Here is a 25,798-nt window from a genome sequence, read left to right on the forward strand (position 1 = left end):
GATTAGTTTTAAGGTTTATATTGCAGACTTTCCACAATATGAAATCCATGCAGGAAACAGATGGCCCTATCTTAGTTCTTTATGTGGACGATGAGCCTGCCCTGCTGGAGATCGGAAAAATATATTTGGAAAGGGCGGACGGTATCCATGTAACGACGGTGGACAATCCAGAGGATGCTATTCGGTTGCTTGTGCGAGATAAGTTTGATGCTATCGTGTCTGACTATCAGATGCCGGGCATGGATGGTATTGCATTTCTCAAGTACATCCGTAGAACATACGGTGACCTGCCCTTCCTGCTTTTTACCGGAAAAGGTCGTGAGGAGATCGTTATCGAGGCGCTCAATAATGGTGCTGATTACTATGTGGAGAAGGCGGGATTGCCGGAGCCCCAGTTTGCCGATCTCGTGCATAAGATCCGCCGTGCCGTCTCGCGCTGTCGCACAGATCAGATCCTTCGCAACACATATAACGAACTCCGTTGTTCCTCTGAACAGTTGGCGATCTATTCTGAGGAACTAAATATCCGTGAAGAGAAAATAGTCGAGATGGAGCAGGCCCTCCGGGAGTCTGAACAAATATATAAAGCAATTTTTGCTAATACAGGCTCTGCGACGGCAATACTCGAGGAGGATATGACCATATCTCTTGTGAATGCTGCTTTTGCAAAGCTTGCAGGATTTTCCCGGGAGGAGATTGAGGGGTGTATCAAATGGTCGCGATTTGTGCATCCGGATGACCGTGCCCGCCTGGAGGAGTACCACCGCGCCCGGAGACGTGTGTCGGAGCATGTCCCGGAACATTATGAATTCCGGTTTTTGGACCGTTTTGGCAGTGAACGTTTGATTTATATGACAATTGGTCTTATTCCGGGAACTCTTCGTTCAGTTGCCTCCCACACGGACATTACGGAGCTTAAGGAAATCCGTAGCCGCCTTTCGCTCTTTGGAAATATTCTGGATGATTCCCTCAACGAGATCTATATCTTTGACACCACTACCCTCCGGTTTGTACATGTGAACCGCGGCGGGCGGGAGAATCTGGGATATTCGATGGATGAACTCAGATCTCTCACACCAGTTGACCTGAAACCGGAGTGTACGGACGTGTCCTTCCGGGAGCTTGTTGCTCCCCTGCTTTCCGGGGAAAAGGACATCGTCTGTTTCACTACGATGCACCGACGCAAGGACGGAACCGAGTATCCCATTGAAGCGCATGTACACCTCTCCCATGTTGTTTCGCCTCCGGTTTTTGTAGCCGTAATAATTGATATTACCAGTCGCCGGGAGGCAGAGGAGGAAAACCAAATTCTGCGGCGTATGGTGGATTCAGCTCCATCTGCAATTACTGTCCACGACTATGAGGGGCGGTTTATCTATGTAAACGCACGCACGCTCGCGATGCATGGATACATGCGGGATGAGTTTATGGCGCTCACCCTGGATGACCTTGATGTCCCGGCATCACGGGCGTGGATTGATACACATTTTCAGGAAGTGAGAACAGCAGGCGAAACAGTATTTGAGACAGAACACTACCGCAAGGACGGGAGTATTCTGCCCCTTTTTGTGCACCTTTCCGTGACACAGTGGGGAGAACGGACTGTCCTTCTCAGCATCGCAGAAGACATAACGGAGTGGAGAGTCATTGAACATGCCCTTCGGGAGAGCAGAAAACAATTATCGTTAGCTCTTGATGCCGCAAATGACGGGCTGTGGGACTGGAATGTTTCTGATGGTACGGCCTATTTCAGCCCGCAGTATCTGCGGATGCTGGGCTATGAACCTGAGGAGTTTGCAACAACCTATGACGTTTGGTGGGAGTTTGTGCACCCGGATGACCGTGATGGTGCCGAATCTGCCATTCGGGAAGCTCTTGCCACGCAGACAGATTATTATAAAGAATTCCGTATGCGCAAAAAGGATGGATCGTACCTCTGGATCCTCGCCCGCGGTAGGGTGATGGAGATGGATGATATGGGGCAGCCACTCCGAATGGTGGGCACACATGTGGATATCAGCGAACGAAAACAGGTCGAAGAAGCCCTGCGCCTCGCGAACCGGAAACTGCAGCTCCTCTCTGGGATCACCCGCCACGACATCCTCAACCAGGCAATGGCTCTTGACGGGTATCTTACCCTCGCAGAAGAGATGGACCCTGCACCACCACTTGGGGAGTGCCTGCAGAAGATGCACCGGGCAGCCCACTCTATTGAGCGGACAATCGCCTTTACCCGTGAGTATGAGCAGCTCGGACGAAATGAACCAAACTGGATCTCGCTCCGGGATGCTGCTGCTGATCTATTGAATTGCAGAGAATTATCTGTTTCATTCTCCTGTGACGGTGTTGCGGTCTTTGCAGATCCCCTGCTCAATAAAGTCTTTTTTAACCTGATGGACAATATCCTCCGTCATGGGAAACATGCTTCTGCAGTAACGGTAATCTGTTCTCTCACAGAAACAGGAGGGCTCGCGGTCATCTTGGAAGACAACGGTGCAGGTGTGCCGGCTGATCTGAAAGAGAAAATATTTGAACATAAATTTGGAAGCAATACCGGGATGGGCCTCTTTTTGGTAAGGGAGATTCTTGCAATAACCGGTATCACGATATATGAGTGCGGAACCGAAGGAGAGGGGGCCCGTTTTGAGTTGGTGGTGCCTCCCAGTGGGTGGCGGGTGGTGAAGAATGCCGCACATCCACGGTAACAATAGATCACTTTTGAATACCTCTCCCTCTATTCTGGTTCTGTGCGAAGCGGAACGGGGCACGGATCGATGTGACCCATTCCAAAGCCACGTAATTAAAACCACTACCGGTCAGTCCCGTTTCTGCTGGTCCCTTCACTATGTCTCAGAGGCTAAACTGCCCCCTTCTCTATCTACCGTCAACCGGTAACCGGAAACCGTACCGTCCATGTGACTCCCTCATCCTCCCGCCGCGTAACCGTCCCCTTGAGCCGATACCGTACGATATGTTCAGCAACCGGCATACTGATGGCCTCCTCTTCCGCGTTTTCACGGGAAAGGGCATACTCAGGAAACCCATCATCTGCAACGATAAGGGTATACCATCTGTCTTTGTCAGGTCCGTCAAGGGATATGTCAATTCTTCCCTCAGCAACACCATCAAATGAGCAGAGGACACAATTCCGTATGATTTCAGCCAGAACGAATCCACAGGGGACGGCACAGGCTGCAGGAAGCACCGTATTTTTGCAGTCCACAGTGCACTCAATCCATGTTCCGGTACAGTATGTGAGGCGGACAGATTTCACAATTTTCTCAAAAAGTAGCTGGGCGCCCACACCTTCAGAAGTGCCTGTCATATACATCGTGCCGTGGACGATGGCCATAACTTTGGTGAGTGTCTGCAGTTCACGAAGAATGCACAGTGCCTCTTCATCTTTCACCTGCGCCATGCGGATTTCAAAGAGACTACTGATGATTCGAAGATCATCTGCCACCCCGCGGTGCACCCCTGCCCTATCGGGATGGAGGTCTTCTTCTCTTCCCGCCTGCCTGTCCATGTGAGTAGATCTTCATTGACAGGGGAAAAATATGTGGATGTTTTTCATTCGGTGCCGCTGCTTAGGCGCCATGAAGCCGGTGGAACGTCCAGCTCAAAACGGGCCCCCTTGCCTTCTGTTCCACATTCGCGGATGCTGATGTTGGTTATCGCGAGGATCTCCCGCACCAGAAATAGTCCGTATCCGGTATTTGATCCGTATCCCTGCTGGAATATCCTCTCCTTCTTTGGCGTGGCAATTCCATTTCCATTGTCTGTCACCGTGATATGTCCGGTTTCCCCCGGTATGCCGGTAAATGTCACAACAATATCCGAGAGTTCCTCTCCCCCGTGTCTGATGGCGTTCTCGAAGAGATTGTAAAATACCTTCTCAAGCATTTTGTCGGCACAGATCTCTACTCCGTCCGTTTCCACCGAAAACCGTAGATAAGGAGCGCGGAGGGATGCAATGGCATCTTCAACCACATCAGAAAGGAACTGGAACTTTGGATCTTCGAGACCCATCGATTCATAATCGCGGGCAAAGGTGAGCTGACGTTCAATTTTTTTCAGGGAATGCTCCATCCGTGAAATGTAGTCAGAGAGGCCGGGGCAGCGATCAGTGATGTCTCCCATGAGGTCACAGTACATCCCGAGAACACCAAGCTGGTTGAGGACGTCATGGCGTGTGACGGTGGAGAGGAGGGAGAGTTTCCGGTTGGCATCCCTGAGGCGTCTCTCCACCTCTTTCTTCTCTATGAGTTCTGTGTCAAGGTCCTGTTTCTGTCTATGTATCTCGGTCAGATCATCTCCCAGTCGTATGACAAGAATCCGAATCGAGTCTTCCAGCTGTCTGAGTTCAAATCCGTTTGTACGTCTGATTTCATGAGCAAGGTTCCCTTTGGCAATCTCATCGACATCCTCTGCGATCATTCTTACCGGTCGACCGAGTGTGTAGGCAACGATATAGGCCATCCCTGCAGCAAAAATAAGGCCTACCACGAGAATGAGCAAATATCGTATAAGCGTCTCTGAGAGTGAGTTACTGAGTTCTTCGGTAGAGTAGACCACCAGTGCGGAATAGGGCTTGTCTGACGGCATGTGCGTGCCATGTCCCGGATCGATGTAGAAGATGTGTACCAGTCGTTTTTGGTCGGGAAAGGTCTTTTCGATCCCTTCTCCGGTCCGGAGTACCTGTGCGGTAGCAGTGGAGATCTCTTCCTGATTGATATACGGGTGGCTTGCATACCATTTTTCCATTTCTTCCGGGCTCTTTTCTACAAAGACACCGTTGGTGCCGACAATCAGGACGGATTCAATGCTATTATCAGCCGTCTCAAGACTGTCTGTGACATCACCAAACGAGAAGTATAGTGTATCCGGATCAGCCAGTTGTTCATTATAGAGGCCGATCTCAAGAATATATTGGTGATCGGGTGTGGGGAGATATGCATACTTTCGAATGGTTTCAGGGTCAAGGACACTCCGCTCCCATGGGTCACCAACATACGTTGTCCCTTTCCGAATGGCAGTAAGGCGTTCGGCGATGGTGGGATACTCAGAGAAATCTCTGCCCAGATGTACGATATCGGTTGTATCGATGATCGCATTCTCTTTATCAATGATATAGAGATGCACCTCATCGGTGAAATTCTCCTGAATCTGGTCTCGTAGGATCCAGAGGTCCATCCCTGCCGGATCATTGCCTGCCGCCGCATAAGCTGCCTTCATGTGGTTTAGCCCGTCAGCCATTGGTGTGTCATATATGGAACTGAGCACCATCGTCCCACGGGATACCAGTGTAACGGCTGTTGTAATGGCGATCTCGCTCTGTTCAATATGCTCTGAGTATGAGTCGAGGATACGTTCTTTTTCGGTAGCAAGCCCTTGGTAGGAACAAGTGCAGATGAGGATGGTGAATATAAAAAAAACGACGATCATGATCTTTGTCCCGATGGAGAGGTTAAGATCAAATCGTGCTGTTTTTTTGGTCATCCGCATTCCTGCCTGAACTATTAAAATGTTTATCTTTTTACCAAAAGATTAATCTGCTGAAATGTTTCGTTTTGTTATGGCTATAAATATCTATATTTTTTGTATTTGTGATATCTGAAGGCACTTATGGGTAATATCCGCGCTGAACGGCATCTAATGGGATGGCATGCCGGTGAACAGCCGTTGCGACCAGTGCCCCATTATACCCGGCTTCAGCCACTCGTCCAAGATCTTCCTCAGAGGCCAGACCTCCGCCATAAAAGAGGGTGCCTTCATAGGCGGAACGCATCTCAGAAAGATAGGTGGGCAGTCCGCTTTCTGTTCCCACAGAGCCGAGGTTGATTACGATGCAGACATCATAATCCCAGTCACTGGCGGTCTTCAGGAATGCTGCCGGTAATTCCCCTGTTGGATAGACACGGTCACACTTTAGGTCAACGGTGAGTGCCCCCCCATGATATTTGGGGAGGTTCTTTCCGCCTGTTTCAGTGGAGATTACCGGAAAAATACCTGCATTGCGGTCTTCTTCACTTACAGTGTATGCACGGCGGCCACGGTTGACATAACTCTTTTTGAGAAGGTGACAGCAGGCCCGGACAGACGCTTCATTGTCCGTCCCTGTACCCTCCACGCCATCGAGGTCAGCCACATACCCATAGACCGGTTTCATCGCCGCAGTATATGCGGCAGGTTCTGCATCCGGCACGAGTCCCCAGTCAAGGGGGCGGTAGCCTGAGCGGTTACCGGACTGTCCCTGGACTACAAAGCCGTCCATAATGTCGATTGCAAGCAGAATATCCATACAAATTCTGATAAAAAAAGGATGCCCGTGGGCAAAAACATGTGCCTGATCCCAAGGGATCAGTCTGGTTGAGCCTCGCCGCGCCTCAACTGGATCACCCAGGCGATGACGTAGGATGCGAGTGTGCCCATTACCACAACAAGGGTGAATCCCATGGCGAGTGCCAGGGGATCGTATCCGCCGTAGGGCTCGGTGATCTCGGAAATTACGTTGAGCCCGAGGAGCACGATAAGAATCACGGGCACGATTACCTTCAGACAGATATCATACCAGGAACCCATATTCCATGTCGAGAGGCCGTTCAGGTATTCCCTCAGGCGTTCGGCACCGAATATCCAGCCGATGACCACGGCCTCCAAGATGCCAATGATCAGCAGCATGAAGGTGTTGATGTAGTGATCGATGATATCGAGCCAGTAGAGCCCGCTTCCGGTAGTGAAGAAGAGGCCGATGATAAAGAGGATTACACAGAGTGCCCCAATGACCAGGGACCTGTTCAGGTGTGGCTTCTCATCGAAGATCGGCGTGGAGACCGCTTCTGTAAGGGAGAATGCCGAGTCGACACCGAGGGTGACAAGCATCACGAAGAAGAGAATGCCAAGCACCTGCGGGAAGACCGGGAACTGAGCGATGGCCGCCGGATAGACGACGAAGGCAAGCCCAATACCGCTTGTGACCACTTCAGAGACCGCCACACCGGACTGGTGTGCGAGGAACCCGAGGGTGGTGAAGACCGCAAGACCTGCAAAGATGGAGGTGAAACAGTTCGCAAGCGAGATTGTGATGGCCGATTTGGTGATGTCCACTTTCTCCGGGAGATAGGAGGCATAGGCGATCATAATAGCCATCGCCAGTGAGAGTGTATAGAATATCTGGCCGAATGCCGCAATCCAGACATTGGGGTCAAGCAGTTTCCCGAAGTCGGGCATGAGATAGTAGACGAGCCCGTCCATCGCACCGGGGAGGGTAAACCCGTTCAGGACGAAAAGGATGATGAGGAACCACGGGACGGTGACCGTCACGAGTACCATCTTTTCGACGGAATGCACGCCCTTGAAGATGGAGAAATAAATCCAGAGCCAGACGATCGCGAGTCCTCCCACGATGATCATGTTGATGGCCCCCAGTTCGAAGGGTCCGCTCGTAATCGCAAGGAAGTCATTGAAGAAGAATGATTCCGGGCCCGCGCCGTAGGCGAGGTCGAGGGAGAAAAAGGCATAATCAACCGCCCAGCCGATGATGACCGCATAATACGCGACGATCATGAAGGCGACGATGACGGCCAGCCAGCCGATCCATTCTTTCTTTCTGCCGACGAGGTCGTGGAATGCCTGTGCGGCACCCGCCTTTGTTTTATTACCGATACCCAGTTCGAGGAGCATCAGGGGGATGCCTGCCACGAAGAGTGCGATGAAGTAGGGAATTAGAAATGCCCCACCACCGTTATCATACGCGACGTACGGGAAACGCCAGATATTGCCGAACCCGATTGCTGACCCGATGGCTGCAAGAATAAAGAGCCTTTGTGAGCTCCAATGCATTGTTCGTTCTGCCATAGTACACCAATCCTTTTGTAAATTCGCAAATGGATATAAAATTGTAGATGTTTCGAAATTTAAATATTATCAAACGTATGCATGTGGTTCATTTGGAATGAACGCTTGGATACCTGCATGAATGGCCTCCTGTCGTGATGCGGCACTTGCCTGGTATTCTGCCTGATGATCAGCGTATAGGGGAGATAATTCGTATTTTGATTCTCATATTAAATTAATCTGATTTGTCCGATATGAGCGAATATTCACCATTTAACTCTCAAATACTGCTGAAATGGATATTAATAAAACAAAAGAGTTATCTATCATCTCTTAACATTTGTTCATAGGATGGGAATATTCTGAAGGGCCCCTATTCATTCTCCAGGATCCTCTCTTTGACCATTATCGCAGCGCTTGCTATCGGGATTGTTGTCTTTTGTGTTTTCTCATATTTCTCTGCCATTGAGAACATTGAGTATGCCTTTCAGGAAAAACAGCAGGCAGCAGAGAAACAGATCGCTGTCTCTTCAAATCTGATTGACCGGGGTAATCGTATCTATGAGGCCACATTCGACGGCCAGCTGAAAAACGGTCTGGAAAAGTTTCGGGATGTGTATATGGCATCCGGTAGCAATCCTGCGGCAATCGACCTATTTTCCCTGAAAGATGAGATGGAACAGTATGCTACAGCGGAGGTGGACCTTTATATTGTCAATTCGGCCGGTGTGATAGAGTATACTACCTATGCACCGGACATGGGGGTTGATTTCAGCAAAATCCCGTTATTCTTCCAGGAATTCACTCGAATACGGCAGGGAGATATCTTTGTGCCGGACCGCAGCGGCAGCGGGGTGGACCATACAAGAGTGCTGCGCAAGTTTGCCTATTTGCCGACACCAGACCACGACTATGTTCTTGAGATGAGCCTGAATATGGAGGAAATGCCACATGAGCAGCGTATCTTCACGTACGATGAAATTATTGCCGACCTTGCCGATGCTCATCCCGTGGTAACCAATATCCGGTTTTATGCTTCATCATTCGGGCCGTTTAACATAAACACCGGTATCGGAGAGACCGGTGCGGATGATGCGACCATTGCCATCCTGCGCCAGGTACGGGATACGGGCGAACCTGTGGTTGTTTCTGACAGGGACAACCAGACAGAGACACGCTATATCAGCGTTGACATTGAGGATACCACCTCACCGGTCCGTTCCCTCATGGACTTCTATGCGGAGGTGAAGTATACGACGGAGTCACGGGATATGGCAGCCGCCCAGGCTCTTGTCACGTACGGTATCATAATGCTGCTCGGACTTGCAATTGCCGCTTTGACTGGCATTCTTGTGTCCCGTCGTATCTCCCAGCCGGTCACCAGGATGGTGGATGACATTGATATCATCGCCGGCGGGGATCTGGATCATGAAATTCGCTCGGCACGAATTCCGGAACTCTCGAAAATTGCCGACAGCACCACGATTCTTGTTACCGAATTAAAGGAGAGGATCGATGAAATTGACCGGAAAAACCGGGAACTTGCTCTGTCTGAAGGAGAAAAAACCCTGATATTAAATGCTGTCGCAGAGTCTGTCTTCTATCTTGATACCGACTATCATATCATCTGGGCGAATGCCGCCGGCCGGCGGATCACGGATGGAATAGACGGGATACCGGAAGGGTGTCTGTGTTATACCGTTGTCCACGGTGAAGAGCAGCCCTGTGACGGCTGTCCGATACCTGAGGCACTCGTGAGGAGGCGCCCCGTGCAGGGTACGGTTATTGCCGCTGATGGTACCATCACCGAAGTGACGGCAAGCCCGGTACTCAATGACGGTGGGGTACCCATTGGAATTGTTACGACCGCTCTGGACGTTACGGATCGTGAGGCCGCTGCTGAGGCTCTGCGTACCAGTGAAAAGCAGTACAGGGACCTCTTTACCAGTATGAACACCGGTTTTGCTCTCATCAGGAGATATGAGGGTGGTGATATCCGGTTCCTCACAGTAAATCCGGCGTTTGCAGAGATCACAGAGATCTGTTCTGAAGATGTGTCCAACAGTCTGGTCGAAGACATTCTGCCCGGGGGAGGAAAGATGGGGGAGGAGATTCTGCAGCGTATCAATGAAGACCGTGCTGAAGAACCCGTAGAATTCCACTCCGATATCCTGGGAAAAGACCTGAGGATTGCCGCCTTTGCTACCGGAAAAGAGAATGAGGCAGGTGTTCTTTTGGAGGATATCACCGGTATTGTTGAACTCAGACGGCAGCAGTGTGAGACACTGGAGCAGATAGAACAAAACCTGGAGCATCTGGCCATACTTAATGATGAAATCCGTAATCCGCTGATGGTGATCCTTGGGTATACGGAACTTGACGAGGGAATCTACGCCGATAGGATCTACGAACAGATTGCCACTATCAATGAACTGGTCCGGCGACTGGATCAGCGCTGGCTGGAGTCGGAGAAGGTCCGGGAATTCCTGCGCAAACACCATGACTGGAAACCGGATCGCTCCGATGATGAATCCTGATTTTTTCATTATGTCCGGTGATATTGTCCGGTCGTTGAGGTACTGAACGTTCCTCCCGGCTGACCGGCCGGAGACCGGGACGAAGGTGGCAGAAAATATATGATGAGGTCCTGCTCAGTTAAAAAAAGACATCAGAGTAGGTGCCGACCACGGTTATCTCTGGAGGGGTGCCGTTTTCGAGCAGAGCATAGGTTTCTTCTCCCACTGTGAGGGTGGTGCTGTTTGTGAAGGTCCTCTCCTCTTTTGAGCCGATACGGCCGACCGGAAAGATGAGTTCTGTCTGCTGCCATTCAGGGGCATTGGAAGGTGTCTTCACGTAGACTGCGACAATCGTGTTGTCTGCTGTAGCTGTTCCGATATTTCTCACCATCAGAACAACGGTATAGGTTGCGGTGAGGTTTGCAGAGTCTGCAGAGGTGAGTGTCACCTCTGTTCCGTAGGTGAGAGAGGGGGCACCGGGTTCGCCGAAGATGGCCAGCAGTATCAGAAAACTGGCGATGATGATCAGGGGGATATACCATTTCATCTGCTTCCATGTTGGGAAGAGGATCGTTATGGGTGTTGCGGTGGGCTTGTTCCCGCCACCCATGATTATTTATCTGTCCGGTACAAAATGACTGAGAATACAGGTGCATTATACACCGTGCCTGCATAGCAAAAGGAGATATGCCTGATGCCAACAAGAGTGAAATTAGAAACCACCAAGGGAGACATCATCATTGAACTCTATGATGATATGCCAATCACTGCAGGAAACTTTAAAAAACTCGTCGAGGAGGGATTCTACGATGGGATCATCTTCCACCGGGTGATCCGGAACTTTATGATCCAGGGTGGCTGTCCAAAGGGAACCGGCACAGGCGGGCCCGGCTACACGATCAAAGATGAGTTTGTCAGGGGGCACTCAAACGCCCGGGGCACCATCTCAATGGCCAACACCGGCCAGCCGAACAGCGGTGGTTCCCAGTTCTTCATAAATCTCGTGAACAACAAGTTCCTCGACTTTGATGACCGCCAGACTCCGTCCAAACATCCCGTCTTTGGTGAAGTGGTGGAGGGCATGGATGTTGTCGACGCCATTGCACTCTCCCGCATCGACAGGAATGACCGGCCGGTAGAGGACGTTGTCATCACCAAGGCAACAATTCTCTAAATATTTCTTTTTTACTCGTTTTGTCTTCTGAGTGCATATACACATCCGAGGGCACTGATGCCAGCTGCAGCGATCGCTGTCATGGCACCTGCAGGTGATGTGGTCGGTGTGGGAGAATCTGTAGGGGTGACCGTCGTAACCGGGGTGGCGACAGGTGATGGCAGGGAGGTGGTGTCGGGAGTGGCAGATACCACCGTCTCCGGTGGAGCGGTGACCGTAAAGGTCTGCATCAGCACCGCTGAGGAGCCGTACGGGTACTCCGCCGATTTGGAAAGCTGAATTTTATACATCGCAGGCTGAAATCCGGTGGTGTCAATGGTAAATCCCCAAGTCCCGTCTTCGGCAGTGGTGAAAGAGTAGCGGCCTGCCTCTTTTGGAAGATAGTTCGGGACTTCGCGGTAGAGGATTGCTTCGTCCGTGTATCCGGAGGGGATATTACTGGTTCCGCTGATGGTCACGACGCCTCCCGGCATCGTCTCGGCGGGCTCTGCGGTAAATGCGATCGCATATCCGGCAGCAGTTCCCGTGAGAAGTGCGCAGCAGGTAGCAAGCATGCAGTACTGCAGGAGTTTCATGACTGCATGTCCCTCCTTTGACGGAGGCCGTATCCTGCACAGAACACACCGGCAAGGAGCCCTGCGAGTGGTGCCGGTGTTGACGGTGTGGGTGTTGTGCCGGTTTCCCCTGCAGGAGGTACGGGTGTCACGGGGGGTACCGGCGTAATCGCCGGGGCGGGGAGCACGGTCACCTCTCCTGAGGTCAGAAAACCCTTGTCATCGGAATAGCGTATGGTATAGGTTCCCGGGCCGGGTACTGCATACCTGAGGGAAAAGGAGCCGTCTGCTGCAACCGAAACAGGAACTATTCCGCTGATGTCCTGTCCGGAGGCGTCAGAGATATCGATGAGAATGTGGCCGCCATCGGGTGAATGGGCAACGCCTGAGATGGTGATGTCCCCTTCCCAGTACTGGGTCGCAGGGGTTGTCACCACACAGTCCTGCGACCGGTCTATCACCTCGACAAAACGGTAGGTGACCGAGGATGAACCGAGGGGATAATTGTCGTTTTGTGCGATTTCCAGTTTATATGTAGTCGCCATCCATCCGTCTGTGTCGAAGGTGACTGTCCAGGCACCGTCCGGGCCGGCGGTAAATACCTGGTAGTCAACGGATACTGGCATATTTCCGGGCATCGCCCGGTAAGCGATGACGGAACCCTGAGCACCCGGCGGATAGGTACTGGTTCCTGTCACCAGAATGGGTTCTCCAGCAGCGACCCAGGAAGGGGCATCAAACGATATCAGATACGCTGCGGCCGTTCCGGAGAGGGCAGCAACTGCCGCCAGGCAGGCCAGAAATACAAAGGATAGTCTCATGTCTCAGTCACCGTTTATGATATATCTGAAATGAGGGATGATGGGAGATAACCCTTTCTTCCGGAAGGATTCAGGCCCAAAAGAGGAATATACCAAGGGATGCCGCACAAAAAATGATGATCATTGATGCAGTAAGGGCATATTCCCTGGGAGCAAGGCTCTTTTTTTCCAGATGCTCATAGGCATCCTTTCCATACCCCCTGCAGAGCATCGCCGTGTAGGTCCGTTCGCCCTGTTCGTAACTGCGCAGAAACATGGTTCCGATGGTGTACGCGAGAATCCTCATCCGGTACCGGTAGGGAAGGTTCCGTGAGAAGGCGTTGAAGTGCCGGACAGCGAGGGCGTTGTTGATCTCTGCGTACATCTCAGCAAAGACGAAGAGATACCGGATCATCATCCCCAGTGAGAGGGCCATGACAGACGGAAGTCCCAGGCGCCGTGCTCCTTTTAGCAGTTCCTCCATGGGAGTGGTGGATGACAGGAGAATTACCCAGATGATACAGGCGGTGAACTTCAGGGCAAGAATGGTCGCAAATTCTACGGACTGAGCGTAGATTGAGATGCCAAACGGGAGTGTGACAATTGGGGTGAAGACGTCATAATATGGATTCTCAAAGAAGATCTGGAAGATAATGATGAACATCCCGAAGGGGAGCGTCATCAGGTACCGCCAGAAAAAGACCCTTGGCGAGAGGCCCGAAAGGCTCCACCAGATGGTAAAGAGGATGAACCAGCAGAGAGCGAGCGGGTATACCGCAGGAGTATAGGGCATCGCGACCATCGTGATGATGGCGGCAAAGGTGATGAGTATCTTCACCCGTGCATCCAGCAGGTGGACACGACTGGTGCCCTGCGCGTCACGCTCGATGGTGGCGAGATGTTCGATCATGTCTTATCCGCCAGCAACCGGAGGAGTTCAGCCTCCACATCACTATAGGAGGAGCCGGCATCAATCCGGATGCCGCTCTCCCGGAGTGAACGCAGAAGGCGTGCGAGGATGGGAACATCCAGACGTGCCCCACGGAGGAGATCGTCACGCAGGAATATTTCATCAGGTGTTCCTTCACCGGCAATCATGCCGTCCTGCATCACATAGACATAGTCTGCGATCTCGGGCACCAGGTCCACTTGATGGGTTGAGAAGATGACAGTCATGCCATAGGTGTCAGGGAGAGTGCGTAGAAACCCGGTGAGTTCGCGTACACCCTGCGGGTCAAGACCGGAAGACGGCTCGTCAAGCACAATCACCTGCGGCTCCATTGCGAGGACCCCGGCGATGGCCACCCGTTTCTTCTCTCCACCGGAGAGCTTGTGGGGGGTGCGTTTCCTCAGGTGGTCCGCCTCCATCAGGCGGAGGGCTTCATCAACCCGGTGTGACACCGTGGCATCATCAAGGCCGAGGTTTACCGGCCCGAATGCGACGTCCTGTTCCACGGTGGGGGAAAATATCTGGTCGTCAGGGTTCTGGAAGACCATTCCGACAGTTTTTCGCACCTCCCTGAGATTCTTCTTTGTCACTGGTTCTCCATGTACGAGCACCTGTCCGGAGGTTGGTGTAAGGATGCCGCAGAAATGGCTGAAAAGAGTACTTTTTCCGGCCCCGTTTGAACCGAGGACAGCGATACGTGCGTGCCGGTGGATGTGCATGTTGACCGAACGCAGCGCATCGATCCCTCCGGGATAGGAATAGGTGAGGTCACGTGTTTCAATGATGTGCATGGATAGATACCGTAGGAAAATCTCTGCAGGGATTGGGTATTAAGATTGTCATCATTGTTGTATGGAAAATTGTTGTCCCGTCTCCTCCGGTCCGTGAGGGAAGGGGAGAGAGGAAATATTCTCATGTTCCCTGTACGGAGGTGTGGTACATGGTTAGGTGTACGTGTGTCTGATAAAGCGAGAATGTTCAGCTCTTTTTTGCGGCGACAATACGGGTTGCAACAAATGCCAGCCCGAAGACGATGATAATGCCGGCAAGGACTGCAAAGATTTCTCCGCCCTTTCCGCCATCTTCACCCATGGAGTAGTCAGGGAGGGGTGCCTCATATTCGACTGCATCACTCACGCCGACTGCTTCGGGGTCGCCGTCTTCGGGGGAGTCGCCGGTGAGGGTCTTTTCGCCCTGTACATAGAGTGCGGTTGATTCCAGACCGTCCGGGTCTCCGGATGCGAGGAAGACGGCAAGACAGCCGATGAGAATCGCAATTACAAGACCACCAATCAAAAATTGTGTATTGGTGATGTTCATGCTGCAGCCTCCTGGGGGGTAGATTCCACCAGCATATCGGGGCGTGCCGTTGCGATGAAGTAGATGGCAGCAGCCGTGATGATCCCTTCAATGATGCCGATTGCGGCATGATAGGTGCCCATTGCAATGAGACCCGGCACGAGTGGGAATGTCCCTGCGATGGCCATCTCAACGGATGCGGCGAGGGCTGCAATGAAACAGGCCAGCCATGCGGCAACGCCTGCGGATGCATAGCGGTTTAGGCCAACACCATTTAGGGTCTGGTAGCCGTAGAACCCGACAAATCCACCGATGACGCCCATATTGAGAATGTTGACGCCCATCGTGGTGAGGCCGCCGTCCCCGAAGATGATCCCCTGGATGATGAGGACCAGTGTCAGGATGAAGACTGCTGCATAGGGGGAGCCGAGCACAATTGCTGCAAGTGCACCCCCAACAAGATGGCCGGATGTGCCCATAGCGACCGGCAGGTTAAATGCCTGGATGGCAAATATGCCGGCTGCGAGAACGGCCACGAGGGGGATTTTATCTTCAGACAATTCATTCTTTGCCCAGCGCAGTGCAAGGACAATAAAGACAAGGGCCACTATCCAGTAGATGGCACTCTGCCAGAGTGGGAGGAACGCATCAGGTATATGCATGGTAATCCATCCAAGGGTATTACTTATTTGTTTATATGTATTACTAAATCATCCGAATGGTAAATTCGTATCACATATTCTGATTTATGCGCATATGGGGAATAAATTGGGGGAGATGAAGAAGAGATTATCTCTTTCTCTTCCAAAACAGTCTGAGTATTCATGAATCCGCTGTATGATGAACTGGAGGATGCGCTTGGCTACTCCTTTCGGGACCGTACTCTTTTGGCCCGTGCCATGACCCGTCTTGCTGCTGCAAAAGAAGAGAGTCATGATGACGGTTGGTCAATGGACGCCCTTGCGACACTTGGTGATGCCACAATTGATGTCGTGGTGCTGGAGCACCTCATTGGGGGAGGAATGGAGAGCAAGGGTGAGCTCTCGCTGACCAAGATGAATATGGTAAATATGACTGTCCTCCGCCAGCTCGCGGAGTCCTTTGATCTGCACCGGTATGTGACATGGGGAAAGGGAGAATCCAAGCAGGGGATCTGGCAGTCCGGGCGGGTGCTTGCGGAGTGCATGGAGGCGGTATGCGGAGCTGCATACCTTGATGGCGGGATAGCCGCAGTACGCACCATTCTCATGCATCTCGGCTTTTTTGGGTAACTACAAGCTACAGACGGTGGGAGGAAACACTGCTCTTAATGATCCTCATCCCGCTGGTATAGCCAGATACAGAGAAGGAGCATAAGCCCCATTACCGGGATGATGAGGGGCGCCGGACTTTTGGTGGGCACCGGCGTTCCCGCCGTTCCCGGTGCAAGCGGCAAGGAGAGTGTAGCGGTCTCTCCTGCGGTGACGGTGACGGTTGCCTCTGCAGCTGCATATCCGGCAAGCTGCAGGCAGATGGTATGGGTGCCAGTGGGGATGCTGGTGATGGTGGCGGGGGTCATCCGGCCAGCGGGACTGCCGTCGATGGAGATCTCCGCGCCCGGTGGGCTGGTGGTGATCATGAGTTTCCCGGTTGCAGCTGACAGGGAGGGCGTGGCAGTTGAGGTGGTGCTGCCCCCTCCCTCCTCGAGGTCTGCACTGATAGTGACCGTCTCGCCTTCGGAGAGGCTGACGGTTTCCTCATAATCATCGTATCCCTTGAGCTTGAGAAGAATAATATGCTGTCCGATTCTGAGGTCGGTAACCGGGAAATATCCGTTTTCCATTGTCTCTCCCTGATAAATGCCGTTGAGGTATATAGCAGCGCCTGCAGGAACAGAGCGGATGCGGATGGCATTCTCCAGAGCAACCGGACTGAGGGTGGCAGAGAGATACCGGGTGCCGCCCCCCGTCATATCGATCGTCTCACGCCAGTTATAATACCCGTTTTTTGTGATGACGATCTGGTGTTCGCCCGGGGTAATGTCGGTTGCAGTATGCGGGGTCGTGCCGATAATGGTGCCGTCAAGCTCAATGTAGGCCGCAGAGGGCACAGAGGTGAAGGTGATGGCACCGGTACCACCCAGATAGAGGGTGACGGTCCGGTATTCGCTTCCGGTTATAGTGACTGTTTCTGTTACGCTTTCTGCACCCGGCATCTCGGCGATGATGGTGTAGGTGCCGGGACGGATCCCGGTGGCGGTCACCGGTGCGATACCCTGATAGATGCCGTTGATATAGACTGATGCTCCGGAAGGGGAGGTCTGCACCGCAACCGTACCGGTGGTCCCGCCGCTATCTGCTGAGAGAGTGAAATACATATCCGTTGACGAGCCGTCCGGGACATAGGGCAGGCTCTGTGAGACTGTGTAATATCCGGTCTTCCGGACTTCAACCAAATTATATTGTGTGCCGGACGCAGAGACGCTCACGGTTAACATTCCGCCAGCGGTCTGCCCCTGATAGACAGAATCAAAATACACCTGGGCGGCGTCGACGTTGGTATGGATGCGGTACTGTGCCAGTCCTGCTGCTGCGGGGCAGAGAAGGAGGGCAGCAAAAACTAGGATCAGGATGCTGGCACAGAGACGCCGGTGTGCACAATTTGTCATATAAACAAATATTACTGTGGATGTCATGATATAGCTGACTGCTGTGGTGTGATAATGGAAAATATCAGTCCTGCAGGTCATGAAATATGCGATACTATATTTAAATATCAGAGAAAAACTCTACAGGTGATTATACGATATATCCTGACCTCGCAGACGATGAAAAACTGGTGACAACATCACCTTCTGTCAGGGTCAAATCGCATTTTTTTGATCTTTTCATCACACAAAAGCGGCTCATTCTCACTCAGCCTGATTTTCCGGATGCATCTCCGGTGGAGATTGTATTCAGTTCGGTTTCAGCCTTCTCCCGCACGAAAACGCCGGAAGGAGATCCATCTCTCTCGGTGACCATCATTTCCGGAGAACGTGAACGAACAATGGTCCTTGTCTTTGACGGGGCTGGCGGGCTTCAGGGAGCGGATGAACGCGACCGGGTGGCAGAACTGGTACAGGGAATGGTGACCGAAACAGCCAATCTGCCGTCCACTGCCCCTGTTTCATCCGCGGCTCCTGCAACAGACGCTGCCACACCAGATACTGCCGCACTACCATCTGATGGCGCTGAAGAGAATGCGAAACCCACACCGGTGGCTGAAGTGTTGACTACCCCATCATCGGAGAAACCTGCGGTTTCCGGACTGAAGGCGGAACATATCATAGTGAAGGGCCATGAGTTCACTGCATCCCTGACGAAGGAGGCTGTCACCCTCGTCCGGCATGAGGATCCAAAAGCCTCCCCACTTACGGTACGACGGACGGATATTATTGGGGTGATTTCGAAGACATCGGCGGGGGGCGATCCATCACTGCATCTCCGGGTAAGGGCCGCAGGCGGCACTGAGCGGACTATGGTGCTCGTCTTTTCGGAGTGGTACTCCGGTGGCAGGGCACCCGAACGCGATGAGTGGGCGAGAGCGCTCATAGAAACTGCCGCTGTATCAGAGATGCCACCTGCCCGCCGTATGTCCGCCGCCCCGGTTGCCGGGAGAGCGAAGTTCTGCACCGAGTGCGGCGCTCCGCTTACAGGCAGCCCGCGTTTCTGCCCAAATTGCGGTGCACCCCTGGCCGCCGGATCAGCAGCGAAAGGGGGTTCGGGAGGTATCCGGGACATACCCTTTGATGCGGCAACAGTGGATGAGAGTCCGGTCAAAAAACGCAAAACAAAGCAGAAACGGGAGAAGCCCGAACGGCGTCAGAAAGAGCCTCGGACACGTAGAAAATCATCATTCCGGTTCCCCAGTCAGGAACGGGGCCTCTCCGAGGTACCGTTTATCGAGAAATACTTCGGTTTCCTCGCCGCCCCGGAGGACGCCTTTCGCTATACAAAAAACGATAGTTTCGGGCAGGCGATGGTCTATCTCGCAGCAGTCCTTGCTATCTTCGGAACCGTCACCTCGATTCTGCTCCATCTCTTTGCCGGTTCCCTTGATGCAGCAGAGTATCCGCAGATGGCGGCGCTGGGTGCAGATATTGTGGGGGCATTGCTCCTCATCCCGAGAATTGTTATTATTGGTATTGTCGCAGTTCTCATCTGGTCCGTTGTCATGCATATCCTGCTGCGGATTTTCGGCCAGAGTGACGATGTAACAGAGACCTTCCGCACCTGTGCATATGCGGCGACACCCTTTGGCACGGTGGGGCTCATCCCCTTCTTTGGCCCGCTGGCAGCAGCAATCTGGATGCTCTTTTTACAGTATAAGGGGCTTGTCGCGGCAGATGACGTTGAGGAACGCTTTGCCCTGATTGCGGTCGCCGTCCCGGTCATCCTCTTTATTGCGATATTCTCTCTTTTCTTCTCAGCAGGAGGTTCACAGTGATGAAAAAATCAATATTTTCTTGTTTTGAACGGAGTCTGAGATCTCCGAAAGGCGTGTTGCAGGGGCTTTTGGGAGGACTTTTCATTGCAGTCCTCATCTGTGCCGTTGCGGTGCCGCCGGTGAGTGCGGATGAAACACTGGGGGCATCGTTCACCTTCTCCCCCGCGAGCCCGGAGGTGGGAGAATCCGTTACCTTTTCCGGGTCAGCCACCGGGGCCAATATCACGGGTTGGGCATGGACCTTTGGCGATGGGAGTTCGGCATCTGTCCAGAGCCCCACGCATATCTATACAAGTGCAGGGACCTTTTCCGTTATCCTGACGGTTACCGATGCTGCGGGGACAACTGACACAGGCACTCAGTCGGTTACTGTCACAGCAGCAGCCGTCCCTCCGGACGCCTCCTTTACGTTCTCTCCGGCGAATCCCTCTGCAGGTGATTCTGTCACATTCACGGACACCTCAACAGGTGATGTCGCCACGTGGAGCTGGGCCTTTGGTAATGGCGGAGTAAGTCAGGCGCAGAACCCATCCAACACCTACGCTGTTGCCGGCACCTACACAGTCACTCTTGCCGTATCAGATGGCGGCAGCGAAACAGATACCGCCACCCAGACCATTACGGTTGCTGCTGCCGCTGCTGCCGTCCCAACCGCCTCGTTCCTATACAGTCCATCAAACCCTTCACCGGGGACTCCGGTCACATTTACTGACACGTCAACCGGTAATCCGGATGGGTGGTACTGGTATTTTGGTAACGGAGCGATCAGCAATTTGCAGTATCCCCCGGCCCAGACCTACGAATCAGCAGGCACCTATTCAGTAAGCCTGACAGTCTCGAATAGTGCGGGCACATCCAGTGCCTATGTCCAGACAATTACCGTTGGAGAGGAGAGTCTGGAAGCGGACTTCAGTTACTCCCCCTCAAGCCCTGATGCTGATGAATATGTCTACTTTACCGACACATCAGATGGGTATCCGACAGGATGGGAATGGGATTTTGGTGATAATACCGGTTCTGAGTCTCAGAATCCGTCCCACAAGTACTCCAGTGACGGTACGTACACCGTGGAACTCACTGTGAAAAAGACCGGATTATCCTCTGACTCGGTCACCAGAACAATCACCGTCGGGGACGCAACACCGACACCAACTGCCGGGCCGAAACCGGACGCCTCCTTCACCTGGTCACCCACCAGCCCTGTGGTAGGACAGGCGGTCTCCTTCACCGACACCTCAACAGGGACGGGAATCAACGAGTGGAAGTGGGACTTTGACGACGCAATGGATTTCTCCGGAAACCGGGAGAGCACCCTCAAAAATCCTCAACATACCTACCAAAATGCAGGCAGTTACGATGTGACACTGTTTGTCAAGAACAGTGGCGGCAGTGACATCATTTTGAAGACGATCACCGTTCGCACCGTCCAGACCTCTGCACGGTTCAACGCCTATCCGTCAAGCGGTACCGCACCGCTCTCGGTGCGGTTTGTGGACGCATCCACCGGTGCTGACATTGAGTCTTACCACTGGGACTTTGGCAATGGCCGGACCTATGATGGCAAATCGCCGTCCAATGTCGTTTATTCCTCTCCCGGAACCTACACGGCATCCCTTGAGATAGAAGACGAGAGCGGGGACACGGATGAATACACGATGACAATCAGAGTCAGCCCGCCCGCAACTGCGACGGCCATGACACAGACCGCTGTTCCCACCGCCACCCCGGCGTCTGCAGCAGAGGATGCCGGATTAATCGACGGGGAATACCGGAAGATGACCGGGCTCTATAATGAGTACATCAAAATTCTCTTCGGATTCCTGGGTATCGATGACGAGCCGGATTTCCTGATCATTGCCGTGAAGTAGTCAGATATCTAAAACATTTTTTTGGGCATTTCTGCAGAAACTTGAATTTGTATGTATAATTCTTTGACGTATTGGTCTACAAAATCCGGGTTCAGACGGCATCCTTCATATCCGTTTGTCTCATATACCTCAACGGATCCGAAATACTTTTTGTTACACGATTATGGTTTTGCCGGGGTTCATTCCGGTGTGGATAAAAAAGTTATTTTTTGGCTTTACCCTGGTTTGCAACGCTCTGCATCGCCGCTTTAACTGCCTCTTCGTCACCGAGGTAGTATGACCGGATCGGTTTCAGGTCTTCATCAAGTTCATAGACGAGCGGCATGCCGGTCGGGATATTGAGCTGAGAGATGTCATCGTCTGAGATGCCTTCCAGATTTTTGATGAGTGCACGCAGACTGTTGCCATGTGCGGCGATGAGAACATTCTTCCCCGCTCTGATATCCGGAACGATCTCCTCGTTCCAGATCGGCAGGAAACGAGCGACCGTATCCTTCAGGCACTCAGTGAGAGGAAGCTCCTCCGGTGCCAGATCGGCATACCGTGGGTCCTTTGCCGGGGACCGTTCATCGTCCGCAGAGAGGGGTTCGGGCGGAATGGTATAGCTTCTCCGCCAGATAAATACCTGTTCGTCACCGTATTCTGCTGCGGTTTCTGCCTTGTTTAAGCCCTGCAGAGCACCGTAGTGGCGTTCGTTCAGGCGCCATGACCGATGCACGGGAATCCACATCAGGTCCAGTTCATCGAGGGTGATCCAAAGGGTCCGGATAGCCCGTTTCAGAACCGAGGTGTAGGCGACATCAAAGGTGAATCCCTCCTTTCGCAGCAGTGCTCCTGCCGCATGCGCCTCTTCAAGCCCTTTTTCTGAAAGGTCAACATCAGTCCATCCGGTGAACCGGTTCTCGCGGTTCCATTCGCTCTCTCCGTGGCGCAGTAGCACAAGTCTGTACATCGTACGAAAATCTCCTGCATACCTCTCAGCGGGACAAAAAAAATACCTTGCCATCCTGCCCCCTCCTCTGGCCGGCAGTCGTTACCGGGAGTGTGGCACCCGGTTATCACGTACCTCAGGTGATGAGGAGGGTGATGACGGGGAGTGTGGCAAGCGAGAGAATGGTTGTGAGAAAGACTCCTTTTGACGCGATGGTGGCATCTACATGATACTCTTCTGCGAGCATCACGGCGTTCGCTGCAACCGGCATTGCCGCAAGAAGGACCGGTACACCCAGAAGGAAGGGCCCTGAGACAAAGGGCCGAAGGATGAGGAAGACTGCAATGGGAATGACAGCGAGCCGGAGTACGGTGATGACCCATATCTTTTTGTCCGTGAAAATGCCCTCAAGGGGCAGGGTGGCAAGCAGCGCACCCACGACAACCATTGCAAGTGGCGTGGTGGTGCTCCCGAGCAGGGTGAAGACATCTGCAAACGGGGAGGGGATGTGAATCTGGAGGGCGAAGAGGCAGAGCCCTGCTACGGATGCAATGAGGCCGGTGTTCAGGAAGAGTTTTGGGTCCAGATACCGGCCCATATCGGGTCTGAGCATCAGAACGCCCACCGAGAAGAGCAGGATGCTGAAGGTGAGATTGAATATTGAGACATAGAAAATAGATTCAGGTCCAAAGACGGCATTTGCTACGGGAATGCCCATAAACCCAAGATTTGAGAAAACGAGCATGAATCGCATCACACCTGCTTCCAGATCAGAGTCTGCGATGAACCGGGGGACCGTGAAGGCGAGACCAAAGGAGACAGCATAAAATACCCCCACACCGAAGAGTATGCCGCCGGCATTTTCAATCAGTTCGGGGGTAAGGGGCACCTGCATCGCCATCAGGATCAGTGCAGGCAGGCTTACGTTTACCACAAATGAGGAGAGTCCGCGGGCCCCGTCCGGTCCGATGACGCCGGTGCGTCTGCAGAGAAAACCGACACCCATCAAAAGAAAGAGTATGATAATGCTCTCTGCAATAACCGCGATACTCATATGTTCAGTATATTGGCGAACAGGATACAATACCCTTTTCGACAGGGCCCGAAAAATAGGAAAAATGTGGGATTACCGGCGGATGATCGCCAGAGCTGCGACTCCACCGAGAATGGCTGCCATCACACCAAAACCGGGCACCGGGGTGGCCGTTGGTGCGGACGTGGTTGATGCTGTTTCAGGAAGGGTTGCAGGCACCGCAGTCGTCTCTTCCACGACTGGCGGTGTCGTTGCTACTGCAGACTCTGGTGTCTCGGTCGGAATGCCGGACGCAACACTCATGGATTTAATGAAGAAGTCGGAGACCGACTGGGGGCCCACCATCATCTCTACATCCGGACAGGCCGATGCCGGCGCCTCTCCCTTCATAAAGAGGATATTCAGGTACTGCTGGTTGTCTTTTGCAACTGCATTCCAGGTCTCTGCCGGCAGGAGGGTCTGTGTCCCGACCTCAGAGATCGTGTACTCTTTCCCGTTTGCGTCATATCCGACGGTCGTCACGCTCACCTCTGCGGACTGGGCGTAGCAGACTGTTCCAATGCAGGAGTCACACTTTGGGTTTGCGGTATAGGTTACCTTGTAGTTGCCGACAAACGGGGAGACCATGACATTCGGGTCACCAATCATCCAGCTTACCTGTTTCTGGGTGGACTGTTTGACCCCGACAAGACCGATTGCGATCCATTCTTCTCCTCCCATCAGGGTGCCGACCACTTCATCGCCCTGTTTGATGTTCTCGAAGAGCGCATCAAAGGTCGATGTGCCGGATATCGTCACCGGGTCAACCGGTGCATACTGCTTTCCGTTCCATTTCGCGGAGATCTTCACGTCCAGTGTACCTGTCGCCTGATCTGCCTTTGTCACCGTTCCCAGATACACCTCTTCGAGTTCAACTGCTGCTGTGGGCAGCATGATGAACATCGCTATAAGAAGAATGGCCAGGAATCCGAGTATAAATCGTCTTTTCAATATTCACACCTCCATCGGATCAGATAATGGTCTCTGGTCCTGTGGTACTCTTTCAATACTCCTCTCTCTATAATAACGTTAAGTACTGGTTGGCACCGGATTGGTGTGGTGCAGTGCAGATGTTCTGCAGGGCAGCAATGAAAAGAGCCATTTAGGAGTTCCGCGGCATTGCCCCTTTTCCTTTGAAAAGACAATGTGACTGAACTCTGAAAATGAAGAATTTCGGATATAACTTACCTGTTTTTCTAAAGGCTGTTGTTTGTCCAGGTGAATTCCGTTGATATTTGTGAATGAACAATCATAAGATGGATTTTTGGATGCTGACAGGATCAGGGTCCGTTTTATGAACTATTTGTGTATTGAACATAAAAGCCCGTTCTGGAAAAAAGGGATGATCCATCTCTCCATGACGAATACTACCGACAAATAAACCTAGCCACAGAGTAGCAGATTCTGCATTTGGCTACAAGGTCATATATGATTATTGTGCAGTTTTCACCATTTAATAGGACAATAATATGTCCGCTTATTTAGCCCTCCCCTCCGGAGTAATTCCAAGGTTCTCCGGGGGATAATGGAAAATTTAATCCGAATATCCCGTGACTGCTCACCGAATGGTGAATGTCTGCCTGTTCCCATTCGGGAAACAACAGACAGACAGCCTTTCCAGCGGGTGGATTTTCAAAAGATTCGAGTTAAAAATTGTGTTATTTTACTGTTTCATTTTTTTCCGTGCATCCTCGATGGCCTCGTTAATGGCCTTCTCGAATTTATCTCCAGCCTTTTTTGCCTCCTTTTCAAGATGGTCACGCCCTTTTTTTGTGCCAAAAAGGGTCTTTCCGAGGTCTGTTACATCTTTCACGGCGCGTGATACAGAATTACGGGCATCAGTGATGATCTCTTCCACATTTACCTCGGGTTCACTCTTCTCTGCTTCTTCACTGGTGATCGGTTCTTCAATCCATACGCCTTTCTCAAAATGTCCACGTGTTCCTGCCATAGTATATCAGATTGATATACTCGTTTTTGGGTAATAATGGCACGGGTAGTTTCAATGAAGTTTCGAGGTGGAATTATCCTTCTGCCGTGGTTTCCGATCTCCTTGCTATGGGCAGGGCAGTATAAAATAGCGGGTGTAATCATATCCAAAGAATAGTGGGGTAAGCACGAATGAACACAGGCCGGTAATTAAAACATCAGGAACAAAGACGGCTATTTGCGGCCCGGATTGTGGAGAGTCCTTGGAGTTCCCATACGCCTATTGCGGTAACAGCAAAGGTCCAGAGATTGGTGATGATGCCAAAGAGAGGAGTCCATCCAATAAGGAGGGCTGGTACCGCACCATAGAGGATGGCACGAAATGTCTCCTGCATGCTGCAGT

23 protein-coding genes are annotated in these 25,798 nt (G+C 52.3%); 6 read left to right on the plus strand and 17 right to left on the minus strand.

Annotation, left to right across the window (positions count from 1 at the left end):
• Positions 1-38 precede the first annotated feature (38 nt).
• On the plus strand, positions 39-2,705 hold the full coding sequence (locus OU421_RS06115; protein WP_268187729.1) for a hybrid sensor histidine kinase/response regulator: 2,667 nt from the start codon (positions 39-41) through the stop codon (positions 2,703-2,705).
• Between the two features lie 179 nt (positions 2,706-2,884).
• On the opposite strand, the gene OU421_RS06120 is transcribed toward OU421_RS06115, so the two are convergent.
• From OU421_RS06120 to OU421_RS06135, 4 genes are all read right to left on the minus strand, one after another.
• Positions 2,885-3,526 carry a histidine kinase dimerization/phosphoacceptor domain -containing protein gene (locus OU421_RS06120; protein ID WP_268187730.1) on the minus strand — a complete coding sequence of 214 codons (642 nt, stop codon included), beginning with the start codon at positions 3,524-3,526 and terminating at the stop codon, positions 2,885-2,887.
• Positions 3,527-3,570: 44 nt separating this feature from the next.
• On the minus strand, positions 3,571-5,499 hold the full coding sequence (locus OU421_RS06125; protein ID WP_268187731.1) for a sensor histidine kinase: 1,929 nt from the start codon (positions 5,497-5,499) through the stop codon (positions 3,571-3,573).
• A gap of 124 nt (positions 5,500-5,623) precedes the next feature.
• A complete protein-coding gene (locus OU421_RS06130; protein WP_268187733.1) occupies positions 5,624-6,301 on the minus strand; it encodes a HisA/HisF-related TIM barrel protein in 678 nt (225 codons plus the stop codon).
• A 59-nt stretch (positions 6,302-6,360) separates the two neighbouring features.
• On the minus strand, positions 6,361-7,857 hold the full coding sequence (locus OU421_RS06135; RefSeq protein WP_268187734.1) for a sodium-dependent transporter: 1,497 nt from the start codon (positions 7,855-7,857) through the stop codon (positions 6,361-6,363).
• Between the two features lie 377 nt (positions 7,858-8,234).
• Between OU421_RS06135 and OU421_RS06140 the strand changes: the two genes are divergently transcribed.
• The gene (locus OU421_RS06140) at positions 8,235-10,373 is read left to right on the plus strand and encodes a PAS domain-containing protein (protein ID WP_268187736.1); all 2,139 of its coding nucleotides are present in this window, start codon (positions 8,235-8,237) and stop codon (positions 10,371-10,373) included.
• Between the two features lie 118 nt (positions 10,374-10,491).
• Here the strand turns inward: OU421_RS06140 and OU421_RS06145 are convergent, their stop codons facing one another.
• A complete protein-coding gene (locus OU421_RS06145) occupies positions 10,492-10,962 on the minus strand; it encodes a hypothetical protein (RefSeq protein WP_268187737.1) in 471 nt (156 codons plus the stop codon).
• Positions 10,963-11,046: 84 nt separating this feature from the next.
• Between OU421_RS06145 and OU421_RS06150 the strand changes: the two genes are divergently transcribed.
• Positions 11,047-11,526 (plus strand): peptidylprolyl isomerase, encoded by a 480-nt coding sequence (locus OU421_RS06150; protein WP_268187738.1) that lies wholly within the window; start codon positions 11,047-11,049, stop codon positions 11,524-11,526.
• A gap of 11 nt (positions 11,527-11,537) precedes the next feature.
• Here the strand turns inward: OU421_RS06150 and OU421_RS06155 are convergent, their stop codons facing one another.
• The 6 genes from OU421_RS06155 to cbiM all read right to left on the minus strand — a co-directional run bounded on the left by OU421_RS06155 (position 11,538) and on the right by cbiM (position 15,790).
• Positions 11,538-12,101 carry a hypothetical protein gene (locus OU421_RS06155; protein WP_268187740.1) on the minus strand — a complete coding sequence of 188 codons (564 nt, stop codon included), beginning with the start codon at positions 12,099-12,101 and terminating at the stop codon, positions 11,538-11,540.
• Positions 12,098-12,901: a hypothetical protein gene (locus OU421_RS06160; RefSeq protein WP_268187741.1), complete on the minus strand. Its 804-nt coding sequence runs from the start codon at positions 12,899-12,901 to the stop codon at positions 12,098-12,100. Before OU421_RS06160 ends, OU421_RS06155 begins: the two co-directional genes overlap by 4 nt.
• 70 nt (positions 12,902-12,971) lie before the next feature.
• Positions 12,972-13,790, minus strand: coding sequence for a cobalt ECF transporter T component CbiQ (gene cbiQ, locus OU421_RS06165; protein ID WP_268187742.1), 819 nt, complete (start codon positions 13,788-13,790; stop codon positions 12,972-12,974).
• Positions 13,787-14,620, minus strand: coding sequence for an ATP-binding cassette domain-containing protein (locus OU421_RS06170; RefSeq protein WP_268187743.1), 834 nt, complete (start codon positions 14,618-14,620; stop codon positions 13,787-13,789). Before OU421_RS06170 ends, cbiQ begins: the two co-directional genes overlap by 4 nt.
• 187 nt (positions 14,621-14,807) lie before the next feature.
• Positions 14,808-15,149 carry a PDGLE domain-containing protein gene (locus OU421_RS06175; protein WP_268187744.1) on the minus strand — a complete coding sequence of 114 codons (342 nt, stop codon included), beginning with the start codon at positions 15,147-15,149 and terminating at the stop codon, positions 14,808-14,810.
• Complete coding sequence (cbiM, locus tag OU421_RS06180) at positions 15,146-15,790, minus strand: cobalt transporter CbiM (protein ID WP_268187745.1); 645 nt, start codon at positions 15,788-15,790, stop codon at positions 15,146-15,148. The genes OU421_RS06175 and cbiM overlap by 4 nt, the downstream gene beginning before the upstream one ends.
• A gap of 162 nt (positions 15,791-15,952) precedes the next feature.
• Here cbiM and OU421_RS06185 point away from each other — a divergent pair, with 162 nt between their 5' ends.
• Positions 15,953-16,399 (plus strand): ribonuclease III domain-containing protein, encoded by a 447-nt coding sequence (locus OU421_RS06185; RefSeq protein WP_268187746.1) that lies wholly within the window; start codon positions 15,953-15,955, stop codon positions 16,397-16,399.
• Positions 16,400-16,434: 35 nt separating this feature from the next.
• On the opposite strand, the gene OU421_RS06190 is transcribed toward OU421_RS06185, so the two are convergent.
• Positions 16,435-17,775, minus strand: a complete 1,341-nt coding sequence (locus tag OU421_RS06190) for a PEGA domain-containing protein (protein ID WP_268187747.1) — start codon at positions 17,773-17,775, stop codon at positions 16,435-16,437.
• A 170-nt stretch (positions 17,776-17,945) separates the two neighbouring features.
• On the opposite strand from OU421_RS06190, the gene OU421_RS06195 reads away from it, so the two are divergent.
• Both OU421_RS06195 and OU421_RS06200 read left to right on the plus strand, forming a co-directional pair.
• Complete coding sequence (locus OU421_RS06195) at positions 17,946-19,595, plus strand: YIP1 family protein (RefSeq protein WP_268187748.1); 1,650 nt, start codon at positions 17,946-17,948, stop codon at positions 19,593-19,595.
• Complete coding sequence (locus OU421_RS06200) at positions 19,595-21,463, plus strand: PKD domain-containing protein (RefSeq protein WP_268187749.1); 1,869 nt, start codon at positions 19,595-19,597, stop codon at positions 21,461-21,463. Before OU421_RS06195 ends, OU421_RS06200 begins: the two co-directional genes overlap by 1 nt.
• A 202-nt stretch (positions 21,464-21,665) precedes the next feature.
• Here OU421_RS06200 and gpmA read toward each other — a convergent pair whose 3' ends face one another.
• The 5 genes from gpmA to OU421_RS06225 all read right to left on the minus strand — a co-directional run bounded on the left by gpmA (position 21,666) and on the right by OU421_RS06225 (position 25,790).
• On the minus strand, positions 21,666-22,415 hold the full coding sequence (gene gpmA / locus OU421_RS06205; RefSeq protein ID WP_268187750.1) for a 2,3-diphosphoglycerate-dependent phosphoglycerate mutase: 750 nt from the start codon (positions 22,413-22,415) through the stop codon (positions 21,666-21,668).
• Between the two features lie 115 nt (positions 22,416-22,530).
• Positions 22,531-23,448 carry an AEC family transporter gene (locus OU421_RS06210; RefSeq protein ID WP_268187751.1) on the minus strand — a complete coding sequence of 306 codons (918 nt, stop codon included), beginning with the start codon at positions 23,446-23,448 and terminating at the stop codon, positions 22,531-22,533.
• A gap of 72 nt (positions 23,449-23,520) precedes the next feature.
• Complete coding sequence (locus OU421_RS06215) at positions 23,521-24,417, minus strand: hypothetical protein (RefSeq protein ID WP_268187752.1); 897 nt, start codon at positions 24,415-24,417, stop codon at positions 23,521-23,523.
• Between the two features lie 712 nt (positions 24,418-25,129).
• Positions 25,130-25,417 carry a hypothetical protein gene (locus tag OU421_RS06220; protein ID WP_268187753.1) on the minus strand — a complete coding sequence of 96 codons (288 nt, stop codon included), beginning with the start codon at positions 25,415-25,417 and terminating at the stop codon, positions 25,130-25,132.
• A gap of 196 nt (positions 25,418-25,613) precedes the next feature.
• On the minus strand, positions 25,614-25,790 hold the full coding sequence (locus OU421_RS06225; protein WP_268187754.1) for a hypothetical protein: 177 nt from the start codon (positions 25,788-25,790) through the stop codon (positions 25,614-25,616).
• Positions 25,791-25,798 lie beyond the last annotated feature (8 nt).

The organism is Methanogenium organophilum (genome assembly GCF_026684035.1).
Classification (GTDB): Archaea; Halobacteriota; Methanomicrobia; order Methanomicrobiales; family Methanomicrobiaceae; genus Methanogenium; species Methanogenium organophilum.

Coding starts and splice junctions, on each gene's coding strand:
- OU421_RS06115 (WP_268187729.1), top strand. CDS start 39: ATGAAATCCATGCAGGAAACAGATGGCCCTATCTTAGTTCTTTATGTG.
- OU421_RS06120 (WP_268187730.1), bottom strand. CDS start 3,526: ATGGACAGGCAGGCGGGAAGAGAAGAAGACCTCCATCCCGATAGGGCA.
- OU421_RS06125 (WP_268187731.1), bottom strand. CDS start 5,499: ATGACCAAAAAAACAGCACGATTTGATCTTAACCTCTCCATCGGGACA.
- OU421_RS06130 (WP_268187733.1), bottom strand. CDS start 6,301: ATGGATATTCTGCTTGCAATCGACATTATGGACGGCTTTGTAGTCCAG.
- OU421_RS06135 (WP_268187734.1), bottom strand. CDS start 7,857: ATGGCAGAACGAACAATGCATTGGAGCTCACAAAGGCTCTTTATTCTT.
- OU421_RS06145 (WP_268187737.1), bottom strand. CDS start 10,962: ATGGGTGGCGGGAACAAGCCCACCGCAACACCCATAACGATCCTCTTC.
- OU421_RS06150 (WP_268187738.1), top strand. CDS start 11,047: ATGCCAACAAGAGTGAAATTAGAAACCACCAAGGGAGACATCATCATT.
- OU421_RS06155 (WP_268187740.1), bottom strand. CDS start 12,101: ATGAAACTCCTGCAGTACTGCATGCTTGCTACCTGCTGCGCACTTCTC.
- OU421_RS06160 (WP_268187741.1), bottom strand. CDS start 12,901: ATGAGACTATCCTTTGTATTTCTGGCCTGCCTGGCGGCAGTTGCTGCC.
- cbiQ (WP_268187742.1), bottom strand. CDS start 13,790: ATGATCGAACATCTCGCCACCATCGAGCGTGACGCGCAGGGCACCAGT.
- OU421_RS06170 (WP_268187743.1), bottom strand. CDS start 14,620: ATGCACATCATTGAAACACGTGACCTCACCTATTCCTATCCCGGAGGG.
- OU421_RS06175 (WP_268187744.1), bottom strand. CDS start 15,149: ATGAACATCACCAATACACAATTTTTGATTGGTGGTCTTGTAATTGCG.
- cbiM (WP_268187745.1), bottom strand. CDS start 15,790: ATGCATATACCTGATGCGTTCCTCCCACTCTGGCAGAGTGCCATCTAC.
- OU421_RS06185 (WP_268187746.1), top strand. CDS start 15,953: ATGAATCCGCTGTATGATGAACTGGAGGATGCGCTTGGCTACTCCTTT.
- OU421_RS06190 (WP_268187747.1), bottom strand. CDS start 17,775: ATGACAAATTGTGCACACCGGCGTCTCTGTGCCAGCATCCTGATCCTA.
- OU421_RS06200 (WP_268187749.1), top strand. CDS start 19,595: ATGAAAAAATCAATATTTTCTTGTTTTGAACGGAGTCTGAGATCTCCG.
- gpmA (WP_268187750.1), bottom strand. CDS start 22,415: ATGTACAGACTTGTGCTACTGCGCCACGGAGAGAGCGAATGGAACCGC.
- OU421_RS06210 (WP_268187751.1), bottom strand. CDS start 23,448: ATGAGTATCGCGGTTATTGCAGAGAGCATTATCATACTCTTTCTTTTG.
- OU421_RS06220 (WP_268187753.1), bottom strand. CDS start 25,417: ATGGCAGGAACACGTGGACATTTTGAGAAAGGCGTATGGATTGAAGAA.
- OU421_RS06225 (WP_268187754.1), bottom strand. CDS start 25,790: ATGCAGGAGACATTTCGTGCCATCCTCTATGGTGCGGTACCAGCCCTC.